The 20,644-nt window shown below is 35.2% G+C and carries 19 protein-coding genes and 1 tRNA gene; 3 read left to right on the top strand and 17 right to left on the bottom strand.

What is annotated here, in order from left to right; genetic code table 11:
- Position 1: 1 nt before the first annotated feature.
- Positions 2-78 (top strand) — tRNA-Arg (locus Q0358_RS06505).
- Positions 79-341: 263 nt separating this feature from the next.
- On the opposite strand, the gene Q0358_RS06500 is transcribed toward Q0358_RS06505, so the two are convergent.
- The 14 genes from Q0358_RS06500 to Q0358_RS06435 form a co-directional block, all read right to left on the bottom strand.
- Positions 342-2,000 (bottom strand): cation acetate symporter, encoded by a 1,659-nt coding sequence (locus tag Q0358_RS06500; RefSeq protein WP_299549091.1) that lies wholly within the window; start codon positions 1,998-2,000, stop codon positions 342-344.
- Positions 1,984-2,322, bottom strand: a complete 339-nt coding sequence (locus Q0358_RS06495) for a DUF485 domain-containing protein (RefSeq protein ID WP_299549086.1) — start codon at positions 2,320-2,322, stop codon at positions 1,984-1,986. The genes Q0358_RS06500 and Q0358_RS06495 overlap by 17 nt, the downstream gene beginning before the upstream one ends.
- Positions 2,323-2,482: 160 nt before the next feature.
- Positions 2,483-3,529 carry a dihydrofolate reductase family protein gene (locus tag Q0358_RS06490; RefSeq protein WP_299549083.1) on the bottom strand — a complete coding sequence of 349 codons (1,047 nt, stop codon included), beginning with the start codon at positions 3,527-3,529 and terminating at the stop codon, positions 2,483-2,485.
- 3 nt (positions 3,530-3,532) lie between these two features.
- Positions 3,533-3,985: a ribosome maturation factor RimP gene (rimP, locus tag Q0358_RS06485; RefSeq protein WP_299549080.1), complete on the bottom strand. Its 453-nt coding sequence runs from the start codon at positions 3,983-3,985 to the stop codon at positions 3,533-3,535.
- The gene (rbfA, locus tag Q0358_RS06480; RefSeq protein WP_299549077.1) at positions 3,982-4,341 is read right to left on the bottom strand and encodes a 30S ribosome-binding factor RbfA; all 360 of its coding nucleotides are present in this window, start codon (positions 4,339-4,341) and stop codon (positions 3,982-3,984) included. Before rbfA ends, rimP begins: the two co-directional genes overlap by 4 nt.
- A complete protein-coding gene (gene infB / locus Q0358_RS06475; protein WP_299549073.1) occupies positions 4,341-7,049 on the bottom strand; it encodes a translation initiation factor IF-2 in 2,709 nt (902 codons plus the stop codon). Before infB ends, rbfA begins: the two co-directional genes overlap by 1 nt.
- Positions 7,042-7,287 (bottom strand): DUF448 domain-containing protein, encoded by a 246-nt coding sequence (locus tag Q0358_RS06470; RefSeq protein ID WP_299549070.1) that lies wholly within the window; start codon positions 7,285-7,287, stop codon positions 7,042-7,044. Before Q0358_RS06470 ends, infB begins: the two co-directional genes overlap by 8 nt.
- A 19-nt stretch (positions 7,288-7,306) precedes the next feature.
- Positions 7,307-8,224 carry a homoserine kinase gene (thrB, locus tag Q0358_RS06465; RefSeq protein WP_299549067.1) on the bottom strand — a complete coding sequence of 306 codons (918 nt, stop codon included), beginning with the start codon at positions 8,222-8,224 and terminating at the stop codon, positions 7,307-7,309.
- A gap of 9 nt (positions 8,225-8,233) precedes the next feature.
- A complete protein-coding gene (locus tag Q0358_RS06460; protein WP_299549064.1) occupies positions 8,234-8,794 on the bottom strand; it encodes a hypothetical protein in 561 nt (186 codons plus the stop codon).
- Positions 8,787-9,332, bottom strand: coding sequence for a hypothetical protein (locus tag Q0358_RS06455; protein ID WP_299549061.1), 546 nt, complete (start codon positions 9,330-9,332; stop codon positions 8,787-8,789). Before Q0358_RS06455 ends, Q0358_RS06460 begins: the two co-directional genes overlap by 8 nt.
- Positions 9,333-9,343: 11 nt before the next feature.
- Positions 9,344-10,201 carry a menaquinone biosynthesis prenyltransferase MqnP gene (mqnP, locus tag Q0358_RS06450; protein ID WP_299549058.1) on the bottom strand — a complete coding sequence of 286 codons (858 nt, stop codon included), beginning with the start codon at positions 10,199-10,201 and terminating at the stop codon, positions 9,344-9,346.
- Positions 10,202-10,209: 8 nt separating this feature from the next.
- A complete protein-coding gene (locus tag Q0358_RS06445; RefSeq protein WP_299549055.1) occupies positions 10,210-10,752 on the bottom strand; it encodes a DUF502 domain-containing protein in 543 nt (180 codons plus the stop codon).
- A gap of 36 nt (positions 10,753-10,788) precedes the next feature.
- Positions 10,789-12,075 (bottom strand): ComEC/Rec2 family competence protein, encoded by a 1,287-nt coding sequence (locus tag Q0358_RS06440; RefSeq protein WP_299549052.1) that lies wholly within the window; start codon positions 12,073-12,075, stop codon positions 10,789-10,791.
- Between the two features lie 42 nt (positions 12,076-12,117).
- Positions 12,118-12,939: a universal stress protein gene (locus Q0358_RS06435; RefSeq protein WP_299549049.1), complete on the bottom strand. Its 822-nt coding sequence runs from the start codon at positions 12,937-12,939 to the stop codon at positions 12,118-12,120.
- A gap of 230 nt (positions 12,940-13,169) precedes the next feature.
- Here Q0358_RS06435 and Q0358_RS06430 point away from each other — a divergent pair, with 230 nt between their 5' ends.
- Positions 13,170-15,743, top strand: a complete 2,574-nt coding sequence (locus Q0358_RS06430; protein WP_299549046.1) for an AAA family ATPase — start codon at positions 13,170-13,172, stop codon at positions 15,741-15,743.
- 5 nt (positions 15,744-15,748) lie between these two features.
- On the opposite strand, the gene Q0358_RS06425 is transcribed toward Q0358_RS06430, so the two are convergent.
- Entirely contained in the window at positions 15,749-16,036 is a 288-nt protein-coding gene (locus Q0358_RS06425; protein WP_299549044.1) for a hypothetical protein, read from the bottom strand.
- 109 nt (positions 16,037-16,145) lie between these two features.
- Here Q0358_RS06425 and Q0358_RS06420 point away from each other — a divergent pair, with 109 nt between their 5' ends.
- A complete protein-coding gene (locus Q0358_RS06420; RefSeq protein WP_299549041.1) occupies positions 16,146-18,668 on the top strand; it encodes an autotransporter domain-containing protein in 2,523 nt (840 codons plus the stop codon).
- 192 nt (positions 18,669-18,860) lie between these two features.
- On the opposite strand, the gene flgG is transcribed toward Q0358_RS06420, so the two are convergent.
- Both flgG and Q0358_RS06410 read right to left on the bottom strand, forming a co-directional pair.
- A complete protein-coding gene (gene flgG, locus Q0358_RS06415) occupies positions 18,861-19,652 on the bottom strand; it encodes a flagellar basal-body rod protein FlgG (RefSeq protein WP_101312867.1) in 792 nt (263 codons plus the stop codon).
- A gap of 12 nt (positions 19,653-19,664) precedes the next feature.
- Positions 19,665-20,498 carry a flagellar hook-basal body protein gene (locus Q0358_RS06410; RefSeq protein WP_101312866.1) on the bottom strand — a complete coding sequence of 278 codons (834 nt, stop codon included), beginning with the start codon at positions 20,496-20,498 and terminating at the stop codon, positions 19,665-19,667.
- Positions 20,499-20,644: the final 146 nt, after the last annotated feature.

Genomic DNA, 20,644 nt, shown 5'->3' with positions numbered 1-20,644 from the left:
TGCGCTCATAGCTCAGCTGGATAGAGCAACGGCCTTCTAAGCCGTAGGTCAGAGGTTCGAATCCTCTTGGGCGTACCACCAAGGCTTAAATTACTTATCGTTCTTACTTTTTATAAAGCCCAACCAAACACTTTTAGATTCCAACTTTCTCAAAATTTTTTAGAATTTTATTTTACAAATAAGACAGCCCAAAAAGGTAAGAAATAAAAATTTTAAACCCTGCCTCTTAGTTCAAATTTAGTAAATTTAAAATTATCAATCAACTTGAACTTTATCTTTAGCATAAAAAGAGAAAGATGGAATCCATTTTAGATTCCATCTTTAGAAGTCCATTAAAGCATCTAATGCGCTACTGCTTCGCTAATTCCAACACCACTTTGTGCGCGGAAATCTTGTGCATCAAATCCTGCTCTATCTATTTTTGCGCGTTCGCTATGATCTAGTTTTGATATCAAATAAATTAACACAAAAGTTAATGGCATTGAAAAGAGTGCTGGATGATCATAAGGGAAAATTGCTTCTGTAAAACCAAAGCTTTTTACCCAAATACTAGGACTTAGAAGAACCATTGTAACAACCGTTATAAGTCCAATTAATCCACCCCAAAATGCACCTTTTGTTGTCAATCCTCTCCAATAAATACTTAAAAGCAAAATTGGAAAATTCACACTCGCTGCAATCGCAAAGGCAAGCCCTACAGTAAATGCTACATTTTGATTCTCAAAAATAATACCCAAAATAATTGCAAAGATTCCAATTCCTATTGTTGCGATTTTTGTAACTTTCATCTCAAGTTTTGGATCACATTGTCCATCTTTGCAAACATTTACAAACAAATCGTGAGAAATTGCTCCAGCCCCAGAAATTGCAAGCCCTGCAACAACTGCTAAAATCGTAGCAAATGCAACTGCAGAAATAAATCCCAAGAAATAATCCCCACCAATGGCTTGCGCTAATGTAATTGCCACCATATTTGAGATTCCATTAAAGCTTCCATCAGTGTTTGTAAATTGTGGATTGCCAAGCAATAAAGCAATCGCTCCAAATCCAATAATAAAAGTTAAAATATAAAAATATCCAATCAAACCTGTCGCATAAAAAACAGATTTTCTAGCTTCTTTAGCATCTTTTACGGTAAAGAAACGCATTAAAATATGTGGCAATCCCGCTGTTCCAAACATTAGTGCAAGCCCTAAAGATAATGCAGAAATTGTATCTGGTAAAAACCCGCCCGGTAACATTATCGCTTCACCTTTTGGATGATTTTGCACTGCTTGTGCAAAGTAATAAGTTAAATCAAACTTTGTCAAATACAAAATCATAATTGCCATAAAAGTTGCTCCACCAAGCAATAAAATCGCCTTAATAATTTGCACCCAAGTTGTTGCGTGCATTCCGCCAAAGACAACATAGCAAATCATTAAGATTCCAACAAACACAACAGCAACCGTGTAAGGAAGTCCAAATAAAAGTTGAATAAGCTGTCCAGCACCTACCATTTGCGCAATGAGATAAAACACGATCACACTCAATGCTGAAATTGCTGAAATTACGCGGATTGGCTTTGCGTTTAAACGATATGCAGTAATATCAGCAAAGGTGAATTTACCAAGATTTCTAAATTTTTCTGCAATCAAAAACAAAATAATAGGCCAACCTGCAAGAAATCCAATAGAATAAATCAATCCATCAAAACCATTTGTAAAAACAAGTGCTGTAATCCCAAGAAAACTTGCCGCACTCATAAAATCTCCAGCAATCGCTGTCCCATTTTGCATTCCTGTGATATTTCCACCAGCAGTATAAAATCCACTAGCACTTTGACTTTTTTTATTAGAATAATAAGTAATCAAAAGCGTTCCGGCCACAAACACTAAAAACATTGTTACAGCAATAGGATTAAACGCATTTTGTGTTACATTACCCACATCAAAACCTGCCGCATTTGCGACACTCATACCAAACAATATTCCAAAAATTAGTTTAATATTTTTTACCATTTTTCAAATCCTCCAATGCTCCACTTTCTTCTAAATTAAGCAAAATCTCATCTTGCTGTTTATCAAAATACTGATTTGCAAAAAACGTATAAAGCCCTGTTACGACAATACACAAAACAATCAAAAAAATTCCAACCATAATGCCAAGCGTGATTGAGCTTGGTCCTAAGCGGTATCCTAAAATCTCTGGAAAAAGTCCGATACTAAGCACAAAAACATAATAACAAACTAAAACAACAGCAGACAACCACAATGCAACCTTGTTTCTAAATGAAACAAACTTTTTAAACTCTTTAATGGATTGCTCCATAGATTTTTTCATCAAACACTCCTTACAAATTGTAATTTAGTTTCTATAATGTTACAAAAATTCCATAAATAAACAGATTTAAAAGAATATATTTTATAAATATTTATTATAAGTAGTGTATTTTAGTAACATATTTATATTTTATTACATTTTGTAACATAAAATATGGAATCTAAATTTTTGCTAGCCATAGAAAAATATCGTTTGAGACTTGTGTGCTATGTAAAAGCTTAAAATCCGCATCTAACGACATTGTAAGATTGGAATCCTTTTTGAAGCTTGGACTTAAAATCACAAGCATTAAATCTATCTCATCTTTTAGCGCATTAAAAAGCCTAACACCACCCTCACAAAAGATAAACCCGCGCAAGGATTTTACCTCTTCTAAGGAGTGTAAAATCTCTACTTTTCGACTTGGAACTTTAAATAAAGGCGCGGTTTTTGGAAAATCTTTTTGGCGTGTTAGAATTGCTACATTTGGATTTCTCTGCTCTAAAGTTGCAAAGCGTGTATCAAGACGTGGATTATCCACGCGCACACTCTCCCCAGAAATCAACAGCACATCTGCTTTGGTTCGGTAATTATGCATTAGACTTTGTGCTTGGCGTGTGCTGATTTGCCCACCATCAATGCTGCCATCAAGCCTACTTGCGTATTTAAAAAACATAAACTTACCTTGAGTTTGCAGAGCGTTAAATGGGAGTAAAAGCGCATTTGCTCTTTTGTAACATTCTTGTAAGTCTTTCTCTTCCCACGCTTTAACCACGCAAATCCCATCTTCTAAAAGCTCTTGCGCTCCATCTTTTGCGTCTTTGTTACAATCTTTAGTGGCAATGATAACGCATTTTGGCTTTAGGGCTTTTAGTAAAGAGGCGCAAGATGGAGTTTGCCCTTTTTTATTACTGCTGCAAGGTTCTAGGGTTACATAAAGTGTTGTGTCCTTAAAAGTTAGAATCGCATTTTTTAAAAGATAGTTATGGATTGCTTTAGAGTCTGTTAAAGAGAGAATTGTATAATCGCCACTTAAAATCGCATAAGCTTTTTGCAAAGCTAGAACTTCAGCGTGCGGCTTGCCACACTCTTTGTGGGATTCTAGGCTTAAAATTTTTCCATTTTTATCCAACACTAAGGCTGCAACAGCAGGATTTGGAAGTGTTTTTAGCTGCTCACTCCACGCACATTGTAAGCATAGATCTAAATAAAAGGCGTGTGTTAGCATTGCTTACCACTCAAAATAAGTTTGCGCCTTTTTAATGAGTTTTAGTGGAATCTCTATGTGGTTTTCTAACACAAGTGCAGTTTCGCTAACACTTACTAGTCTGCCTTTAAACTCTTTTTTACCTGCAATTTCTTCAAATGTTTTGATTTTTATAAGTTCATTAATTGCGCCTTGATAATGCGCTAAGGTTTTTAAAACACGCTCAATCCCAGGAGAGCTAACTTCTAAGTAATACTTCTCAAAATCTGGCATTTCTACATCAAGCAAGGGAGAGAGCGCAAGGCTCACTTCTTGGCAATCATCAAGGCTTACGCTTTTAGATTCCATATTTTTTGTAATGCAAATGCGTAAAATTTGGTTTTCATTTTCTTTTAAGGTTAAAACATCATACAATCCAAAGCCCAAGCTTTCCACTAAGGCTTTGATTTTTTCTTCTAAATTTAGAGAGATTGTCATTTAGATTCCTTTTTTTCACGCTCTTTTTGTAAGGTTTCAAAGATTTTTTCTAAGTGAGTTTCTCTCTCCAAGCTCCCATCAAAAATAAATTTAAAGTTAGGACAGCGAAACCAACCTGTTTCTTCCAAACAAAATTCTTTAATTAAATTATGCGCCTTTTTTAGCTGTTTTAAAATCTCTGCTTTTTCTTTTTCTGTGGCAAAAGGCGCACTTAAAAATACTTCAGCAGAATATTTTCCGCGCGAACAGCGAACATCAACAATATTTAAAGCATTAATGCGCGTATCACTTAGATTTGCTAAAGCACTAGGCAAAATCTCTTTTAAAAGAGATTGTGTGCGTGCAAGTTTTAGCATTAAAGCGTCCTTTGTTTTTCTACTTCTTTATAGGTTTCAAACACATCGCCAATTTGAATATCATTATAATCTTCTAGCATAATTCCGCATTCAAAGCCCTTAGCAACTTCTCTTGCGTCATCTTTAAAGCGTTTTAAAGAAGCAATATTTCCTGTATGAATCACCACGCCATTGCGGATTAAGCGCACTTTGATTCCACGCTGAATTGTGCCTTCTGTAACAAAACAGCCTGCAATTGTACCAACCTTTGCTAAAGTAAATGTTTCTCTAACCTCTGCTTGCCCTGTATTTTCTTCTTCCATAACAGGCGAGAGAAGTCCGCCAAGCAAGGCTTTAATATCATCTAATAAAGCATAAATAATAGAATAGGTTTTAATCTCTATTCCAAGTTCTTTTGCTTTGTTTTTAACGCTTCCTGTTGGACGGACATTAAAACCCAAAATCACGCAATTTGTGCTAGCCCCAGCAAGCGTTACATCACTCTCTGTAATACCACCTACGCCTTTATGGATAATATTAACTTTAACTTCTTGATTTTGAAGTTTTTCTAAACTTCCACGGATTGCTTCTAAACTCCCTTGCGTATCTGCTTTAATAATCACTGGTAGGCTTTTTAGTTGTCCTAGTGCAACCATCGAGCTTAACTCATCAAAAGAAACCTTTGTGGAATGTGAAAGCTCTTTTTGACGCAAGTACGCGGCACGCTTTTGTGCGTAATCTCTAGCAATCGTGTCATTTTCTACTGCTAGAAGCACAGAACCTGCTGGCGGCACTTCGCTTAAACCCGTAATCACACCAACACCAGAAGGTGTAATGCGAGAGATAGAACGCCCTAAATCATCACTAATTGCTCTTACGCGACCAAAGGCTGTATCCGCAATAATGCTATCTCCAACCTTTAGTGTTCCATTTTGAACAATAAGTGTTGCAACAGGACCTTTGCCTTTCTCTAAGCTACTTTCAATCACAATAGCACGCGCAGGACGATTTGGGTTTGCCTTTAAGTCCAAAATTTCTGCTTGAAGTAAAATTGTTTCTAATAAATCATCAATCCCTTCTCCTGTTTTTGCAGAAATATGCACAAACTCATATTCTCCACCCCACTCAAGTGGCGTGAAGCCTAATTCAGCAGCCTCTGCTTTGAGTTTATCTGGGTTTGCATCAGGCTTGTCAATTTTATTAACCGCAATAATAATAGGAGCATTTGCAGCTTTTGCATGGTTTAACGCTTCAATGGTTTGTGGTTTTACCCCATCATCTGCTGCAATAACAATAATTGCCACATCTGTAACAGAAGCTCCTCTAGCACGCATTTCGCTAAATGCTTCGTGTCCGGGCGTATCAATAAAAGTAATCTCTCTATCACCCTTGCTAATCGTGTAAGCACCGATGTGTTGCGTGATGCCTCCTGCTTCACCTGAAGCAATTTTAGTATTTCTAATATAATCTAGCAAAGAGGTTTTTCCGTGATCTACATGCCCCATAATTGTAACAACAGGAGCGCGCGTGATTAAATGCTCCACTTCATCTTCATTTGCGTGCAGCTGTGTATAATCTAGCTCATCAGCAGTGTTTAAAAGCTCCACTTGCACACCAAATTCTTCTGCTAAAATCTCAATAGCATCTTTTTCTAAGAAGTCATTTTTAGTAATCATCATTCCAAGGCTAAATAGCACTTTAATCACTTCTCCTGTGGTTCTGCCAATTTTCTCTGCAAACTCATAAGCACGAATTTCTTCTGGTATTTTCACAATACCACTTATTGTTTCTTGGGTTTTTTGAACTTTTGGAGCTTTTTTGCGACTAGAACGTCTTGTGCTTCCTTGCTCCATAAAAGGATTGTGGCGTTGCACTTTAATGCGCTCCGTTGTTGTCTTGCGTTCGTTTTCTTCTTCGTCCATATCGCGTTCATCTTGCACGCTTAAATCAAACAAAATGATTCCATCTTCTTCATCATCATCGTGCATACTTTGAAACTCTCTATTGTCTAGCAAGTCCATTTTTTGCTGTCCAAGATTCTTGCTAGCTTGCAGGCTTGATTTTTCTTTTTTCTTTTTCTTTTGCTGTGTTGGGTTATCCTCTAAATTCCCTAACAAATCTTGCAAAGTGCGTGGAGATTCCTTGCGCTCTTGCTTTTGGGGTTCTTTTATCTCTTTAGATTCCGTCTTAAAATCGCGCTTTTTGACAATTCTTAATCCTGTGCGTTTGATTGCTGAATTTTCTTTAGATTCTTCTTTAGATTCTTCTTTAGATTCCTTTTTTGGAGCATCCATTAAGACCTCTTCTTTAGGTTCTTTTTGTGTATCGCTTGCTTTAGATTGTGATGTTTCTTTTGATTCTTGTTTGTCTAACACATTTTCTTTAAGTGATGCTTTGTTTGGAGAATCCTTTGTGGGTTTAGTAGCCTTTGGTGTAGAAGGTTTTGGCTTTTTAGAATCCTTTTCTATACTAGCTTTTTTTGCACTCTCTTTTACATTTTTTTTGGAATCATTTTTGGATTCCTTAGTTGCAACTTTTTTAGAACTTTCTTTGCCTGTATCTGGAAGAACACCTGATAAAATGTAGTTATAAAGAACATCTGCTTCAGTGGCTGTAACAGCACTTGAAGCAGTTTTCACCTCAAAACCTAGCTCTTCAGCTTTTTGTAAGACTTCTTTGCTTGTCTTACTTAACTCTTTAGCAATTTGACTAATACGGATTTTATCCATATAAAAAAATCTCCTTTAATGCGGATTTAATGATCTCTTTGTGTTTTTTATCCAATCTACAAACTCTTATAATGTGATCGTTCAATTTTGGAGCATTTTGGCAGCTTTGGCAAACATAAAAACTCCTGCCAACACCTTCAAACACTTGCAATTTAGAATTTTGATATTGCAAGCGAAATAAGGAATCTTGTGGAAATCTCCCCCTACACACAACACACATTCTAACCGGACTAGACATAAACTCTCATTATAGCAAACTAGAACTTAAATTCATCATCAAGATGCTCTAAACTCTCAAAGAACACACCATCATTATCAAACTCCAAGCTTAAAACTTTCAGTTTAAAAAATTTCTTAGATAACACATCAAAAAGATGCTTTCTATCTTCTTCGTAGCACAAATTAAAAAAGCTTGAGCCACTACCTGAAAGCGTGCTCATTAACGCACCATTTTGCAAAGCAGTGCGTTGCACTTCAAAAAGAAGCGGAATTTGCTTCATTCTATAAAATTGATGGAATCTATCTTGGCTTGCCTCACGCAACAGATCAAAACGCCCTGTTATAAACGCACTTGATAGCAAGCTTGCGTGCGAGAGATTAAACACAGCATCTTTTTGAAAATAGCGTTTAGGTAGGCTTTGGCGTGAAAGATGTGTAGAAGTAGATTGATTTGGAATCACAACAACAGCAGCAATACTATTGGGCAAAGATTGATTGATAAAACGCACTTCTTTATCACGATTTGCCAACATACAGACATTAAAACCTCCCATACAAGCAGGCGTAATATTATCTGGGTGGGATTCATAACGCAAGGCAAGATTGATAATTTTTTGTTTATCAAAAGGCACTTGTGCGACTTTAAATGCTGCTGAAATCGCACCAATAATAACTGCTGAACTGCTACCAAGACCCCTAGAAATAGGGATTGCATTATCAAAAACAAATTTAAAAGGCGATGTAGAACCTGTAAGTTTTTTAAGCTGCTCATTAAAAATTCTAACAAACACATTATCCACGCGCAATTTTGGATTTTTAGAGCCTTCGCCATGAATTTGGATAGAAGTGATTTTAGCAGGCTTTATACTAAAACGATTATACAGCTTAAGTGCCAATCCCAAACTATCAAAGCCCGGACCCAAATTCGCACTTGTTGCAGGGACACGAAACTCCATTTCTACCCCTTAGCTTAGATTAGCAAATTTTAGAGTAAATTCTACTTCACCCTTGCCAATACGCAATTCCTTTGCGATAGAATCCACACTCCAACCATCTTTAAACATCGCAATAATCCGCCCTTCATCAATATTTGTAGAGCTTGTAGGCGTATAAGCAAACTCTTTAATTCTATCCTCAAGCGAAAATACTTTGTTTTCTAAATGCTCTAAATTCTCTAAAACACCTTTTGTTCCTTGCCATTGTGCTTTTATAGATTCCATATCATTACGCAACGGAGCGACTTGCGCACTTAAATTTGTATCTAACAAATTTTTCATCTCCAAGCGCGTATCTTGATAAATCTGTGCTTTAATGCTAATCTTAAAGCGTTCAAGCTCCCCTTCTTGTTCTTTGATGCGCTTTGTTAAACGATAGATTTCTTTATTTAACTCTTCAATAGATTTTTCATAACGCCTAGCACGCCTAGTGCTTTCACTCTCTTTTAGATACAAATATACAACTAACAGGATAAAAGCAATGCCAATCCCAATCCCACCCCAAAGCATAATATTTATCTCACTATCCATTCTCTGCCTTTTTGCTATTCTTAATTGAGCGAATCAATGCGCGCTCTTTACTTGCAACATAGCTATCCCATTCTACTTCATCACGCCCATGAATCTGCTCAATCCACGCAAGCGAAGAATGATACACAAAATACACTGGGACAATGCGCGTAGGAAAAGTTGGAAGCTCTATTCTACCATAATAAAGCGTATTTTCTAAAAGGTTGGAATCTTTAAGCGCAAAGCAACTATGTCCAATTGTATTAATACTCCCTTTGTTTTTTAGAGCTACATAGTTCTTTTTATCTCCACTAATACGCGCTTCAAGGGATTCTATTTTTCTATAAATTTCTACAAGTAATTCTAAAATTACTACATTATCCGATTCCAAATTTCCCTTTTTAGCGCGCGTTAAACGCAACCATTCTCCAATAGGGTCTTCATCACTTTGAGTGAGTTTATTAAATTCTTCCACAAAAGCTTCTGCATTATTATGCACCGCCTCATATTCTATATTTAACGATGTTTGAATCAATCGACTTTTTGCAAAATTTTCCATAAATTCTCCATTTATTTAGCAATAAAATCCATAATACAAAATCCCAAAAATGCAATCCCCAAATAACCATTAACCGTGAAGAACGCACGCGGGATATGCTCAAAATTTTTAGACACTAAATACTGCTCAAAACACAATGCAACAAAAGCCACTAAAAGCCCTATCCACATCCAAAACCCAAGATTAGCTTCTTTAATAAACAACGCCCAAAAAACAAGCGTTAATGCGTGAAAAATTCGTGAAATCCAAAGAGTTTTTTGCACGCCAAACACACTTGGCACAGAATATAATCCTTCTCTTTTATCGTGATTTATATCTTGCAAAGCATAGAGCAAATCAAACCCAGCTACCCAAAAAAGCACACCAGAGCATAAATACACACTCCACAATGGAATCTCTCCGCTAACTGCTGCAACTCCAGCAATAGGTGCAAGCCCTAAAGAGAGTCCAAGCACCAAATGTGCTGCACTAGAAAATCTCTTCATTAAAGAATAACTTGCTAAAATCATCAAAATTGGAAAAGAGAGATAAAAACACAAAGGATTAATCACATATCCCATTGCTATAAAAACTAACGCATTAGCAAGAATAAAAACTAACATTGCCTTTTTAGAGATTCTACCATCTACACTTGGGCGATTTTTTGTGCGTGGATTTGTGGCATCAAATCTTACATCTACCAAGCGATTAAACGCCATTGCAAAATTTCTAGCACTCACGCTTGCAATCACTCCAAACACAAGCAGTTTAACGCCAAACCAGCCTTGTGCTGCTGTAACCATTGCAATAAAAATAAAGGGCATAGAAAAAATACTATGCTCAAACATTACAAGCTCTCTAAAATCCTTAATCTTTTGCAAAACCTGCATAAACTTCCTTATTTTACACCTAAAGAAATGATTTTTTTAAAGCCTTCACTCACGGATAAATCCGATATTCTAACCTTATCTTTTGGGATTCTTAGCACAAAACCTGAAGTAGGATTTGGAGTTGTTGGCACAAACACCCAAAACGCCTCATCTTCTTCTTTTGTGATAAAGCCAAGCAATTCCATATTTCCAACATCTACATACGCAACCCCTAAATAGCCATCTTTGTTTTTGCCAGAAAAGATATTTAGCACTTCTTTAATCCCAGAATAAATGCTCTTAACTAGCGGAATCCTACCGATAATAACTTCTGTAACCTTAATGAGTAAAACTTCTTTGTTTTTATCCACCAAATGCCCAATATAATACAGCAAAACAACACTTAAAACAAAAATCAACAGCGTGATGAATAAATTTGCATTTGTGATTCCAAACACAGAATAAAAGATTTTTGCACAAAAATCATAAACAAAAGAAAAAATCCAAAACAATAACAAAAAAGGCAGAATCGCAAAAAGCCCTTTGCTGACTTTAGAAATTATGGTATCCACGCAAAAATCCTTAAACTTAAAATGGCAAATTCTAGCCTAAAACGCATAAAAATACAAATACACTCCATAGCAAAAATACACAAGATTTAATGCTAGAAGTGCCAAAAATGCTCCTTTGTATTTCACTGCTAAAAGACTTAAAACATTGCAGATTAAAAACGCATAAAATCCCGGATTTAGAGAAATTGTGTGCGTTGGAATCTCTAGCCATTTTAACAAAAGAAAATCTAAGATTCCACCAAAACCCAAAAAATGCGCAAACAAAATCAAGGGATAATACAGGCTAAATAGCGGTGTTATCACAAGAGAAAGCAGTGAAATAGGAGAAAAAGGCGGAAAGAAATAATACACAATAATCCCCATCTGAAAAAAGGTAGAAGCGTTTAAAAGGATTCCATAAAACAACCTATTTAACACACCTTTTGGAATCTTAAAATACTTAAAAAACAAAAAAATATACAACACTCCAAGAGAAGAGAAATAAAACCCCACAGAAAATAATAATTGCGGGAAAAACGCAAGTAGCCCCAAAACACACCAAAACAACATCTCAATCCGCCAAATATCAATCCCTTTCCACAGCATAAAAAACGCCACAACACTCATTGTAATAGCACGCAAATATGATGGCGATTGTGTAAGGATTAAATAATACATTAAAAGCAAGATCACCACAAGAAAACCCACATCAAAAAAGAAATTTCTAAAAGGAAAAAATCTTTCGTGCAAAGGCTTATATAAAAATCCTAAAAGAAAAAATCCAACTGCGCTTAAAATCCCACTATGAAACCCAGAAATTGCAAAAATATGCGCAATCCCGTAGCTTTGCGCTAAATCTCTCCATTGTTTTGGCAAACTATCTGCTAGAAAAAGTGCTAAATAATACTCCCCCATAATTTGCGTATTGTGTTGGGATAAAACATTTTGACGCAAACTCTCTTTTAGCTCTAAGCTAGAATCTCTCAATAAAATTATGCTAAAACTTGGCGCATAAAAGCCTTTTAAAAACTCTAAAAATCCTACATTTTTAAACACAACACGCAAAGAGACTTGCTTGTATCTAATATCGCGCAAATCTTCATAAGTTGTAGTATAAAAGATTCCAAAATCACTTTTAAGCTTTAAGACAAAATAGGTTTTATTGTTTTTTGTTTTTGTGTATTGCAATAAAACTTCTGCTTTAACTTGTGGTGTTTGCTGGGATTTTAAGATATGAAATTGATAAAATTTAACTCCAAGCGCGACACAACACACAGCAACTAAAAACACAAATAAAACAAGGCGTTCTTTAAGGGTAGAAAATAAAGGAACTGTTAATAACACAGCAAGAAATTATGGAATCGCTTTTTGCGATTCCAATTTGTCTTAAAATTTGCAGATAAAAACATCTATATGAGAGTTTTGTAAGACATCTAAGGCAAAAAAGCTGATTTTTCCGCTTGTTGGTAGCGCGATTAAAGAAGCATTCTTGCTCTCTGCTACACTTAATAATCTTGTGTAAGATAAGATGCCACTATCTAACACCACTTCACTTTTAGAATCAAAGTTTTTTAGAAACTTTCTTGACACTTCTTTTGCATTATCTTCAGATTCTTTGTTAAAACTTGAGATTTGCTCATCATCAGCACCATAGTGTCCTAAACGCAATTCAAAAGGGCGTGCTATCATATGATAAAAAATTAAATTTGCATCTGGGAAAAATTTGCGTGTTGCCTTTGCAGTTTTTAAGGAATCTTCTGAAAAATCTGTTGGCGAAAAAATGTTTGCATAATCTGGCAAAGATTCATCTTTAGTGATAAGCACAGGGATTTCAGCTTTTTTTATAATGCGCTTTGCCACAGAACCCAACAATACTTCTGTTAAATGCTGTGTTTCTCCAGTAGAACCAATAATAAGCAAGCGACAACCTCTTGATTTTGCGTGCTTATGGATTTCTTTGTGGATTGTGCCCACATAGCAAAATTGTGAAACTTCCACTTCTAATTTTGGAAAATGATCCGCAATAAACTTTGCTAATGCTTGTCTTCCAGCTTTTTTATCTTTTTTTGGATCGTGAAAAATGGAATACTCCACAATATGCACAACATCAAGCGAACATTTTGTTTTTTTTGCCAAATACATTGCCTTTGTCAAGCTTGTTAAACTACCTTTTGAAAAATCTGTTGCAACAACGATTCTATCTTTCATATACCACCCCTTATAAATTGAGATAAATAGCTTACATTATATCAAATATAAAGACTAAATAAAACTAAAGATTCTATAAAATTTCTTAAATTTTCTATAATGTTTCCAAAACTACTCATTAAATATCTTAGTTTGAAAGATTTAGAAAATCTTAGTATTTAATCATTATAAAACTTGACAATACTAGACTAAAGTTATATAATGCGTGCAATTTTAATCAAGGAGAATTTATGAATCTTTTAGAAAAACTCACCAATACATTACAAGAAACCTTAGAGCAAGGTGCATCACTTGCTTTGCATAATAAAAACCAAGAAATTGAACCCATCCATCTCTTTTGGGCTATGCTAACAAACACTAACTCACTTTTAAACCAAGCCCTAAATCGCTTAAATCTCGATAAAACAGCTATTGAGCTCGAAGCAAGAAGTATTGCTGGCACACTCCCACAAAGCAGTAGTGTAACTAAAGAGAATCTTAAAATTTCACGCAATCTAAACGATGCTTTCAATCAAGCTGATGGACTAGCAACAAAAAATGGCGATTCTTATATCGCCCTTGATACCTTTATCCTAGCAAATTTACAAGAACCAACAATTAAGAATCTTTTTTCTAAATTTTTAGATATTAATGCGCTTAAAAAAACTTTTGAAACAATGCGCGCAGGGGCAAAAATTGACTCACAAAGTGCTGATGAAAACTTAGAATCCCTAGAAAAATTTGGTATTGATTTAACCAAAAAAGCTATTGAAGGCAAGCTTGATCCTGTGATTGGCAGAGATGAAGAAATCACACATATGATGCAAATTTTAATTAGAAAAACAAAAAACAATCCTATTCTCTTGGGCGAACCCGGCGTTGGTAAAACTGCTGTTGTAGAAGGGCTAGCACAAAGGATTATCAAAAAAGAAGTGCCACTTTCTTTACAAAATAAACGCGTAATTGCTCTTGATATGAGTGCGTTAGTTGCAGGGGCAAAATATCGTGGAGAGTTTGAAGACCGCTTGAAAAAAGTAATTGATGAAGTGAAAAAAAGCGGAAATATTATTTTGTTTATTGATGAAATCCATACAATTGTAGGTGCAGGCGCAAGTGAAGGCGGAATGGACGCTGCAAATATCCTAAAACCTGCTCTTGCGCGTGGAGAACTCCACACAATAGGTGCAACAACACTCAAAGAATATCGTAAATATTTTGAAAAAGACGCTGCTTTACAAAGGAGATTCCAACCCGTAATGCTCAATGAACCTAATGTTAATGAAGCCTTGCAAATTTTACGCGGGATTAAAGAAAGATTAGAAGCTCATCATAATGTAACAATAACAGATAGCGCATTAGTCGCCGCTGCAAAACTCTCAAGTCGCTATATTACAGATAGATTCTTGCCTGATAAAGCCATTGATTTAATTGATGAAGCAGCCGCTGAACTTAAAATGCAAATAGAATCTGAACCTAGCGAACTTGCTAAAATCAAAAGAGAAATGGAATCCTTGCAAGTTGAAAAAGAAGCACTTTTAATGGAAAAAAGTGAAAAAAACCAAGCACGCATTGCAGAAATCCAAAAAGAACTTAGCAATAAAGAAGAAATTAAAAAATCCCTAGAAGCGCAGTTTGAAACAGAAAAGCAAGTGTTTAATCAAATCGCTAGCATTAAAATAGAGATTGATTCTTTACGCACACAAAGCACACTAGCTAAACGCAATGGAGAATATAACAAAGCAGCAGAAATTGATTATGGGAAAATCCCGCAACTAGAAGCAGAACTACAATCTCAAAATCAAAAATGGGAGAATATGCAAGAAAATGGCACGCTTTTAAGAAATGCAGTGCTACCAGAATCCATTGCAGCAGTGATTAGCCGTTGGACGCAAATCCCTATTAAAAAAATGCTTCAAGATGAAAAGGATAAGATTTTAGGTATTGAAGATGAGCTTAAAAAGGAAGTTATTGGACAAGATAACGCCCTACACGCCATTGCAAGAGCAATCAAACGCAACAAAGCAGGCTTAAGCGAACTAAATCGCCCTATTGGGAGTTTTTTATTTCTAGGACCAACAGGTGTGGGAAAAACGGAATCTGCTAAAACGCTAGCTAGATTCTTATTTGATAGTGAGAAAAATCTTATCCGCATTGATATGAGCGAATATATGGAAAAACACGCTGCAAGCAGACTTGTTGGCGCACCTCCGGGATATGTAGGCTATGAAGAAGGTGGGCAACTCACAGAAGCAGTGCGTAGGAAACCTTATAGCGTCGTTCTATTTGATGAAATTGAAAAGGCACACCCAGATGTGTTTAATATGCTTTTGCAAGTGCTTGATGATGGACGATTAACTGACAACAAAGGCGTAACCATTGACTTTAGAAACACCATTATTATTTTAACAAGCAATATTGCAAGCAATGCAATTATGGAAATTAGTGATTTAACAGAGCGTGAAAAAGCAGTAAAAGAAGCTTTAAAAGGCTATTTTAAACCAGAATTTTTAAACCGCTTAGATGATATTATTATCTTTAATCCTTTAGGATTAGAGCAAATCACAAGCATTGTAGAAATTCTCTTTAAAACAATCCAAAAGAAAGTGCAAGAAAGAGATATTAACATTACACTAGAACAAAGCGCAAAAGAATTTATTGCAAAAGTCGGATTTGATCCTATTTATGGAGCTAGACCCCTTAAACGCGCACTTTATGAAGAAATTGAAGACCGCCTAGCAGATTTAATTTTACAAGATAAAATCAAAGAAGGAAGCAAGGTTAGCTTCTATGCGCAAAACGATAGCATACAAACTAGAATCTCTTAAGGATTCTAGTTATCATAATTTTCATTCTTTTCTTTCAAATTCAAAAGAAATTCATCAACACCTACAAAAAAATCCATTATATTTACTTCTAAAATCATAGATATTTGCAAAAGATGTTCAATATTAAAATGTGCGCCTTTTAAGCAAATCTCTGAAAAAGAGACCAGACTTACAGAATTATGCCCCATTGCAAGAGATAATTTTAATTGTGAATATTTCTTTTGTTTTCTAATTTTTGCAACATTTGAGCCAATAATTTTATAAGCATACAAAACATCTTTCTGTTCTAACAAATTTTACCTTATTATAGTAAGTTATTTTTAATTATATTTCTTATAAAATTACTTAACAACTTGTAATAATAAGTTGTTAAATTATTTTATTTAGTTCAAGGAGATTAAGATGTCCAGATTATCACTCGTAACGAGTAGGATCCTTCTAGGAGTAGGAATTACAGGTGCTGTTGTAGCAAACGCAGCTAATATTTCAGACAAACCGAGCTTTGATACAAATTTCGAGTATTCTAATGGCTCTATAACAACAGGTGATAAATCAGCAATTACAACTGATGCAAAATCAACTTTCGGTTATGATGTTAATACTTATGTAGACAAAGACGGAAAGCCTTTAGATGTTAAAAATTTAGATATTAATGCAGATGGAAAAGATCTAACTATTAATGCTGCAGCAAATCTTGGAGGAAATGCACAAGACAATTATGCTTTCAATATCAAAGCTAAAACAATCAGTATTGACACTGCAAATGTCTTTAAAAATTCTAACATTACAGGAGATACAGTAACTTTCAATCAAAGTTTAAGTGTTGCAGATAGTATTTTAGGCATTAAAGGAAATACAACTTTAGGCACTCTTACTGATTTAGATAATGGTCGTATCAATATTAATGGAGATTTAACGGCTACTAATGGAACATTTAATTTTGCAGGTAACAGCCTAATTCACACCACTGGAAAAGGAAATATCACAGGGTCGACTTTTAACCTAGATTCAGGCAATAATTTCTTCTTAGGAAAATACGCTCTTGTGCAAGCAGATAAAAAATTAAATGCAGATGCAGCAACAAATAAGCTAGGAACAATTTCATATGATAGACATATTAATAGCTTGCTTAGCAATCCAAACACACTAGGACAAGGTGAAAATGGTGAATATGAAATTGAAATGAATATTAATCAAGCAGGCGGCAATAGCACAAGCACTCTACTAGGTCAGTTTGGATTAGATTATAAACTAGAGCTTTCAAAAGATGGAAAAACACTCTATATCAATGGAGAATCAACAGCAGATTTAAGCAAAACAGATGTTAAAGCACTTCTTGCTGGCTTCATTAACCAAGAAACAACCTTAGTTAATACCGCAACAACACAATTAAATGGCTCAAAGACAGTTAAAGAAAACAACAAAAAGACTTCTGAAGCAAACAAAACAGCAGCCGAAACGAAAAAGAAAGATTTACAAAAACAATTAGAAGCTGAAAAAGATCAAGCAAAAAAAGATAAAATCCAACAACAAATTGATGCGCAAGATAAAATTATCGCAGATGCAACTACGCAAATCAATAAATTAACCAATGAGATTCAATCTATTAAAGCAGCATTAAAAGATCTTGCCGGCAAACTTGATGGCTTAAATGCAGCCACAGGAAAAACAGAAGCAATTGATATCATTAAAGTAATCGCACCAAGTATCAATGCAAATCTTGCAAATAGTGCGCTAACTAATATCAAAGATAAAAATAACACCGTTTTGGCTGGAGTTATGCTTGATAGTGGAAATCTCGCTTCTATGACAACTTCACTTTCTCGCGCAGGAAATAATGCAGAAGCAATTGGAATCTTAAATGGTATCGTAACTGCTAAAGGCATAGATAATAGTAAAATTCTAGGAGCAATCACAAACACAAACTTCTTCAAAACTACAAGAGACAATGCAAAAGCTATCGCAAACCTTTCTGATTCTTCATCTTCTGCGACAAATGCAATCAATGTGTCAAATGATATGGCAATTGGAAGTCGTATTGCAAGATTTAATAATCCTTATGGCGATAAATTTGCAAGTGTAGCTTCTGATGCAGGATCATACAAATATTATGACACATATACAGCTAGCGTATGGACAAATGTGTTTGGTGGCGCGAATATCATTGATGGAGAATCTGGTGGCTTATATGGAATCAGCGTTGGTGTTGATGGAAATCTCACAGACAATATTTTATTGGGTGGATATGTAACTTATGCTAATGCAACACTAAAAGACAATCTTGTTAATCAAGAATCCGATAATTTCCAATTTGGTGCATATTCTCTCATTAAACTCAATCCAACATGGGAACTTAATCTAAGAGCATATGGACAATTCGGCAAAACAGATCAAGAAATTTCTACGATTGCTGGAATGAATACTTCAGATTTCACAAAAAGATTCTTTGGGCTTAGTGCAAATGTTGGAAAGGTATTGGATTTTGGTAATAGCATTTTCTTAAAACCATTTATCGGTGCAAACTATTACTTTAGTTACACACCAGACTATACAGAATCAGGTGTTTTAGCGCAACATGTAAGAGCATCTACAAACAATTCTTTAAGTCTTGAAGTAGGTGCGGAATTTAGAAAATACTTCAATGCAAGTTCTTATCTTTTCGTAACACCAAAAATTGAACAATATGTTTTAAACAATGGAGACGATTATGTTGCAAGATTTGCTGGTTCTAACTCAGTATTTAGCATTGCAGGAACTGACAAAGAAAAAACTTATGGTCAATTAACAATTGGAGGAAATGTAGAACTTAGTGATTCTTGGAGCTTCAACGCAGGTGTCGGAGTAAAACAAATTTTAGCTGGTGAAGTTGATAACAAAAATGAAACTTATCTTAGCGGAAATGTTGGTTTGAAATATAAATTCTAAGCAACAATACAAAATCAAAACTTCAATTTTAATCTCCACTGATTCAGGTTAGGTTCTTACCTAACTTGAATTAAGTATCTATCTACTCATTTACACAAATAAAAAAATTAAGATTGAAAAACTATCTCAAAAGAATGTAAAAATCATTAAAACAACTAAGCACAACAATATGCCTAGCTGTTTAAAAATATTTTAGTTACGCTTTAGTTGATTAACAGTTTGTAGCATAGAATCTGCTGTTTGGATAGATTTAGAGTTTGCTTCATACGCTCTTTGTCCTACAATTAAATCCGTCATTTCTTCAACAAGCTTCACATTACTTGTTTCCACGAAACCTTGCGCTAATTGTCCAAAGCCATTTAATCCCGGAGTGCCTACGATTGGATCACCTGAAGCATTTGTATTAAGATAAAGATTATCCCCTAATGCGTGCAAACCTGCTGGGTTAATAAAATTTACCGTTTCAATTTGTCCAAGCTGATTCACTTCTGTTGCATTACCTTGCACAACAGTTACTGTGCCATCTTTTCCAATGTTAATTTGTGTAGCATCATCTGGGATTGTGATATTTGGCACAAGCAAATAACCCTGTGCATTAACAACATTTCCTTCATCATCGCGCTTAAAAGAACCATCGCGCGTATAAGCAATCGTGCCATCTGGCAATTCAATTTGAAAAAACCCATTACCTGTAATTGCCACATCAAGATTTTGTTCTGTTTCTTTAAAATTTCCTTGAGAAAAAATCTTTTGCACCGCTGTTGGTCGCACACCAAGCCCTACTTCAATCCCTGTTGGACTTAGCGTTGTCTCACTTGTGCTAGAACCTGCATATTGCAACACTTGATGAAACAAGTCCGCAAACTCCGCTCTTTCTTTTCTATAGCCAAAAGTATTTACATTTGAAATATTATTTGAAGTTACATCAATTTGTAATTGCTGTCCTAACATTCCTGTTGTTGCTGTATAAAGTGCGCGCATCATTTTAAATCCTTTTTATGCTTTTGCTGCTAGTTTTGTGATTGCTTCTGTATTTAGCTCGTCCATATGTGTTTTTAACACTTTAGAATAAGCTTCCACTAAACGATTTGTTTCAATTAATCCTGTCATTTCTTGAACAACATTAATATTACTTTTTTCTAAAAACCCTTGCCTAACGGCTCCACTTTGCTCTAGGGCTTCGCGCTCATCGGTGCGTTCTTGTGGATAAGAATAGAGATTGTCGCCGATTTTTTTAAGATATTTTGGATTTTCAAAAGATACTACGCCAATATTTGCCATTAACGCCATTTCGCCAATACCCTCGTTATTTAAATCCCTTGTGTAAATATTACCATTGCTATCAACTTCTACTTGGAATCCATCAATAAATTCAATGTATTGTGGAGCGTCTAGGTATTCGCGTGGTAGCACGGGATAGCCTTCTTTTGTTACGAGTCTTCCCTGTTCATTTAGCACAAAAGAGCCATCACGCGTATAGCGGATTCCATCTGGAGTTTCTACCATAAAATACATATTTTCTTTACTCAAAGCAAAATCAAATGTATTATCTGTAACCATCATTCCGCCCACTTTATTATCTGTGTATTCTTCTACAATTTGTGGCACACGATTTAAAGAGCGGTTATAGAACTTTGCTGCGTCTTTTGTCTGCTCATCAATAGGCAAAAACTCTTTGTGCTGTTCATACAAGCGCAAAAAATCACCAATCACAACATCATCGCGTTTAAAACCCGTTGTGTTTGCGTTTGCAATATTGTTTGCTATCACATCTAGGCGATTGATTTGTGTAACCATACCGCCCACAGAATTATAATATCCACCTTGCATTTTAAGCCTTTTTTTACAAAATCAAAAGACTTAAAGCAAAAGGTATTCCACAATGAAAATTTAAAATTTTAAAAATCAATGTCTTCTTCTATACTATATTTTGAGTTATAGACAAATTATAAAAAGAGTTTAAGAAAAAAAGAAAT

The sequence above is a fragment of the uncultured Helicobacter sp. genome, from assembly GCF_937893305.1.
GTDB lineage: Bacteria > Campylobacterota > Campylobacteria > Campylobacterales > Helicobacteraceae > Helicobacter_D.
Note: the sequence above shows the minus strand (reverse complement) of the source record. Positions and strands in the feature narration are given on the sequence as shown.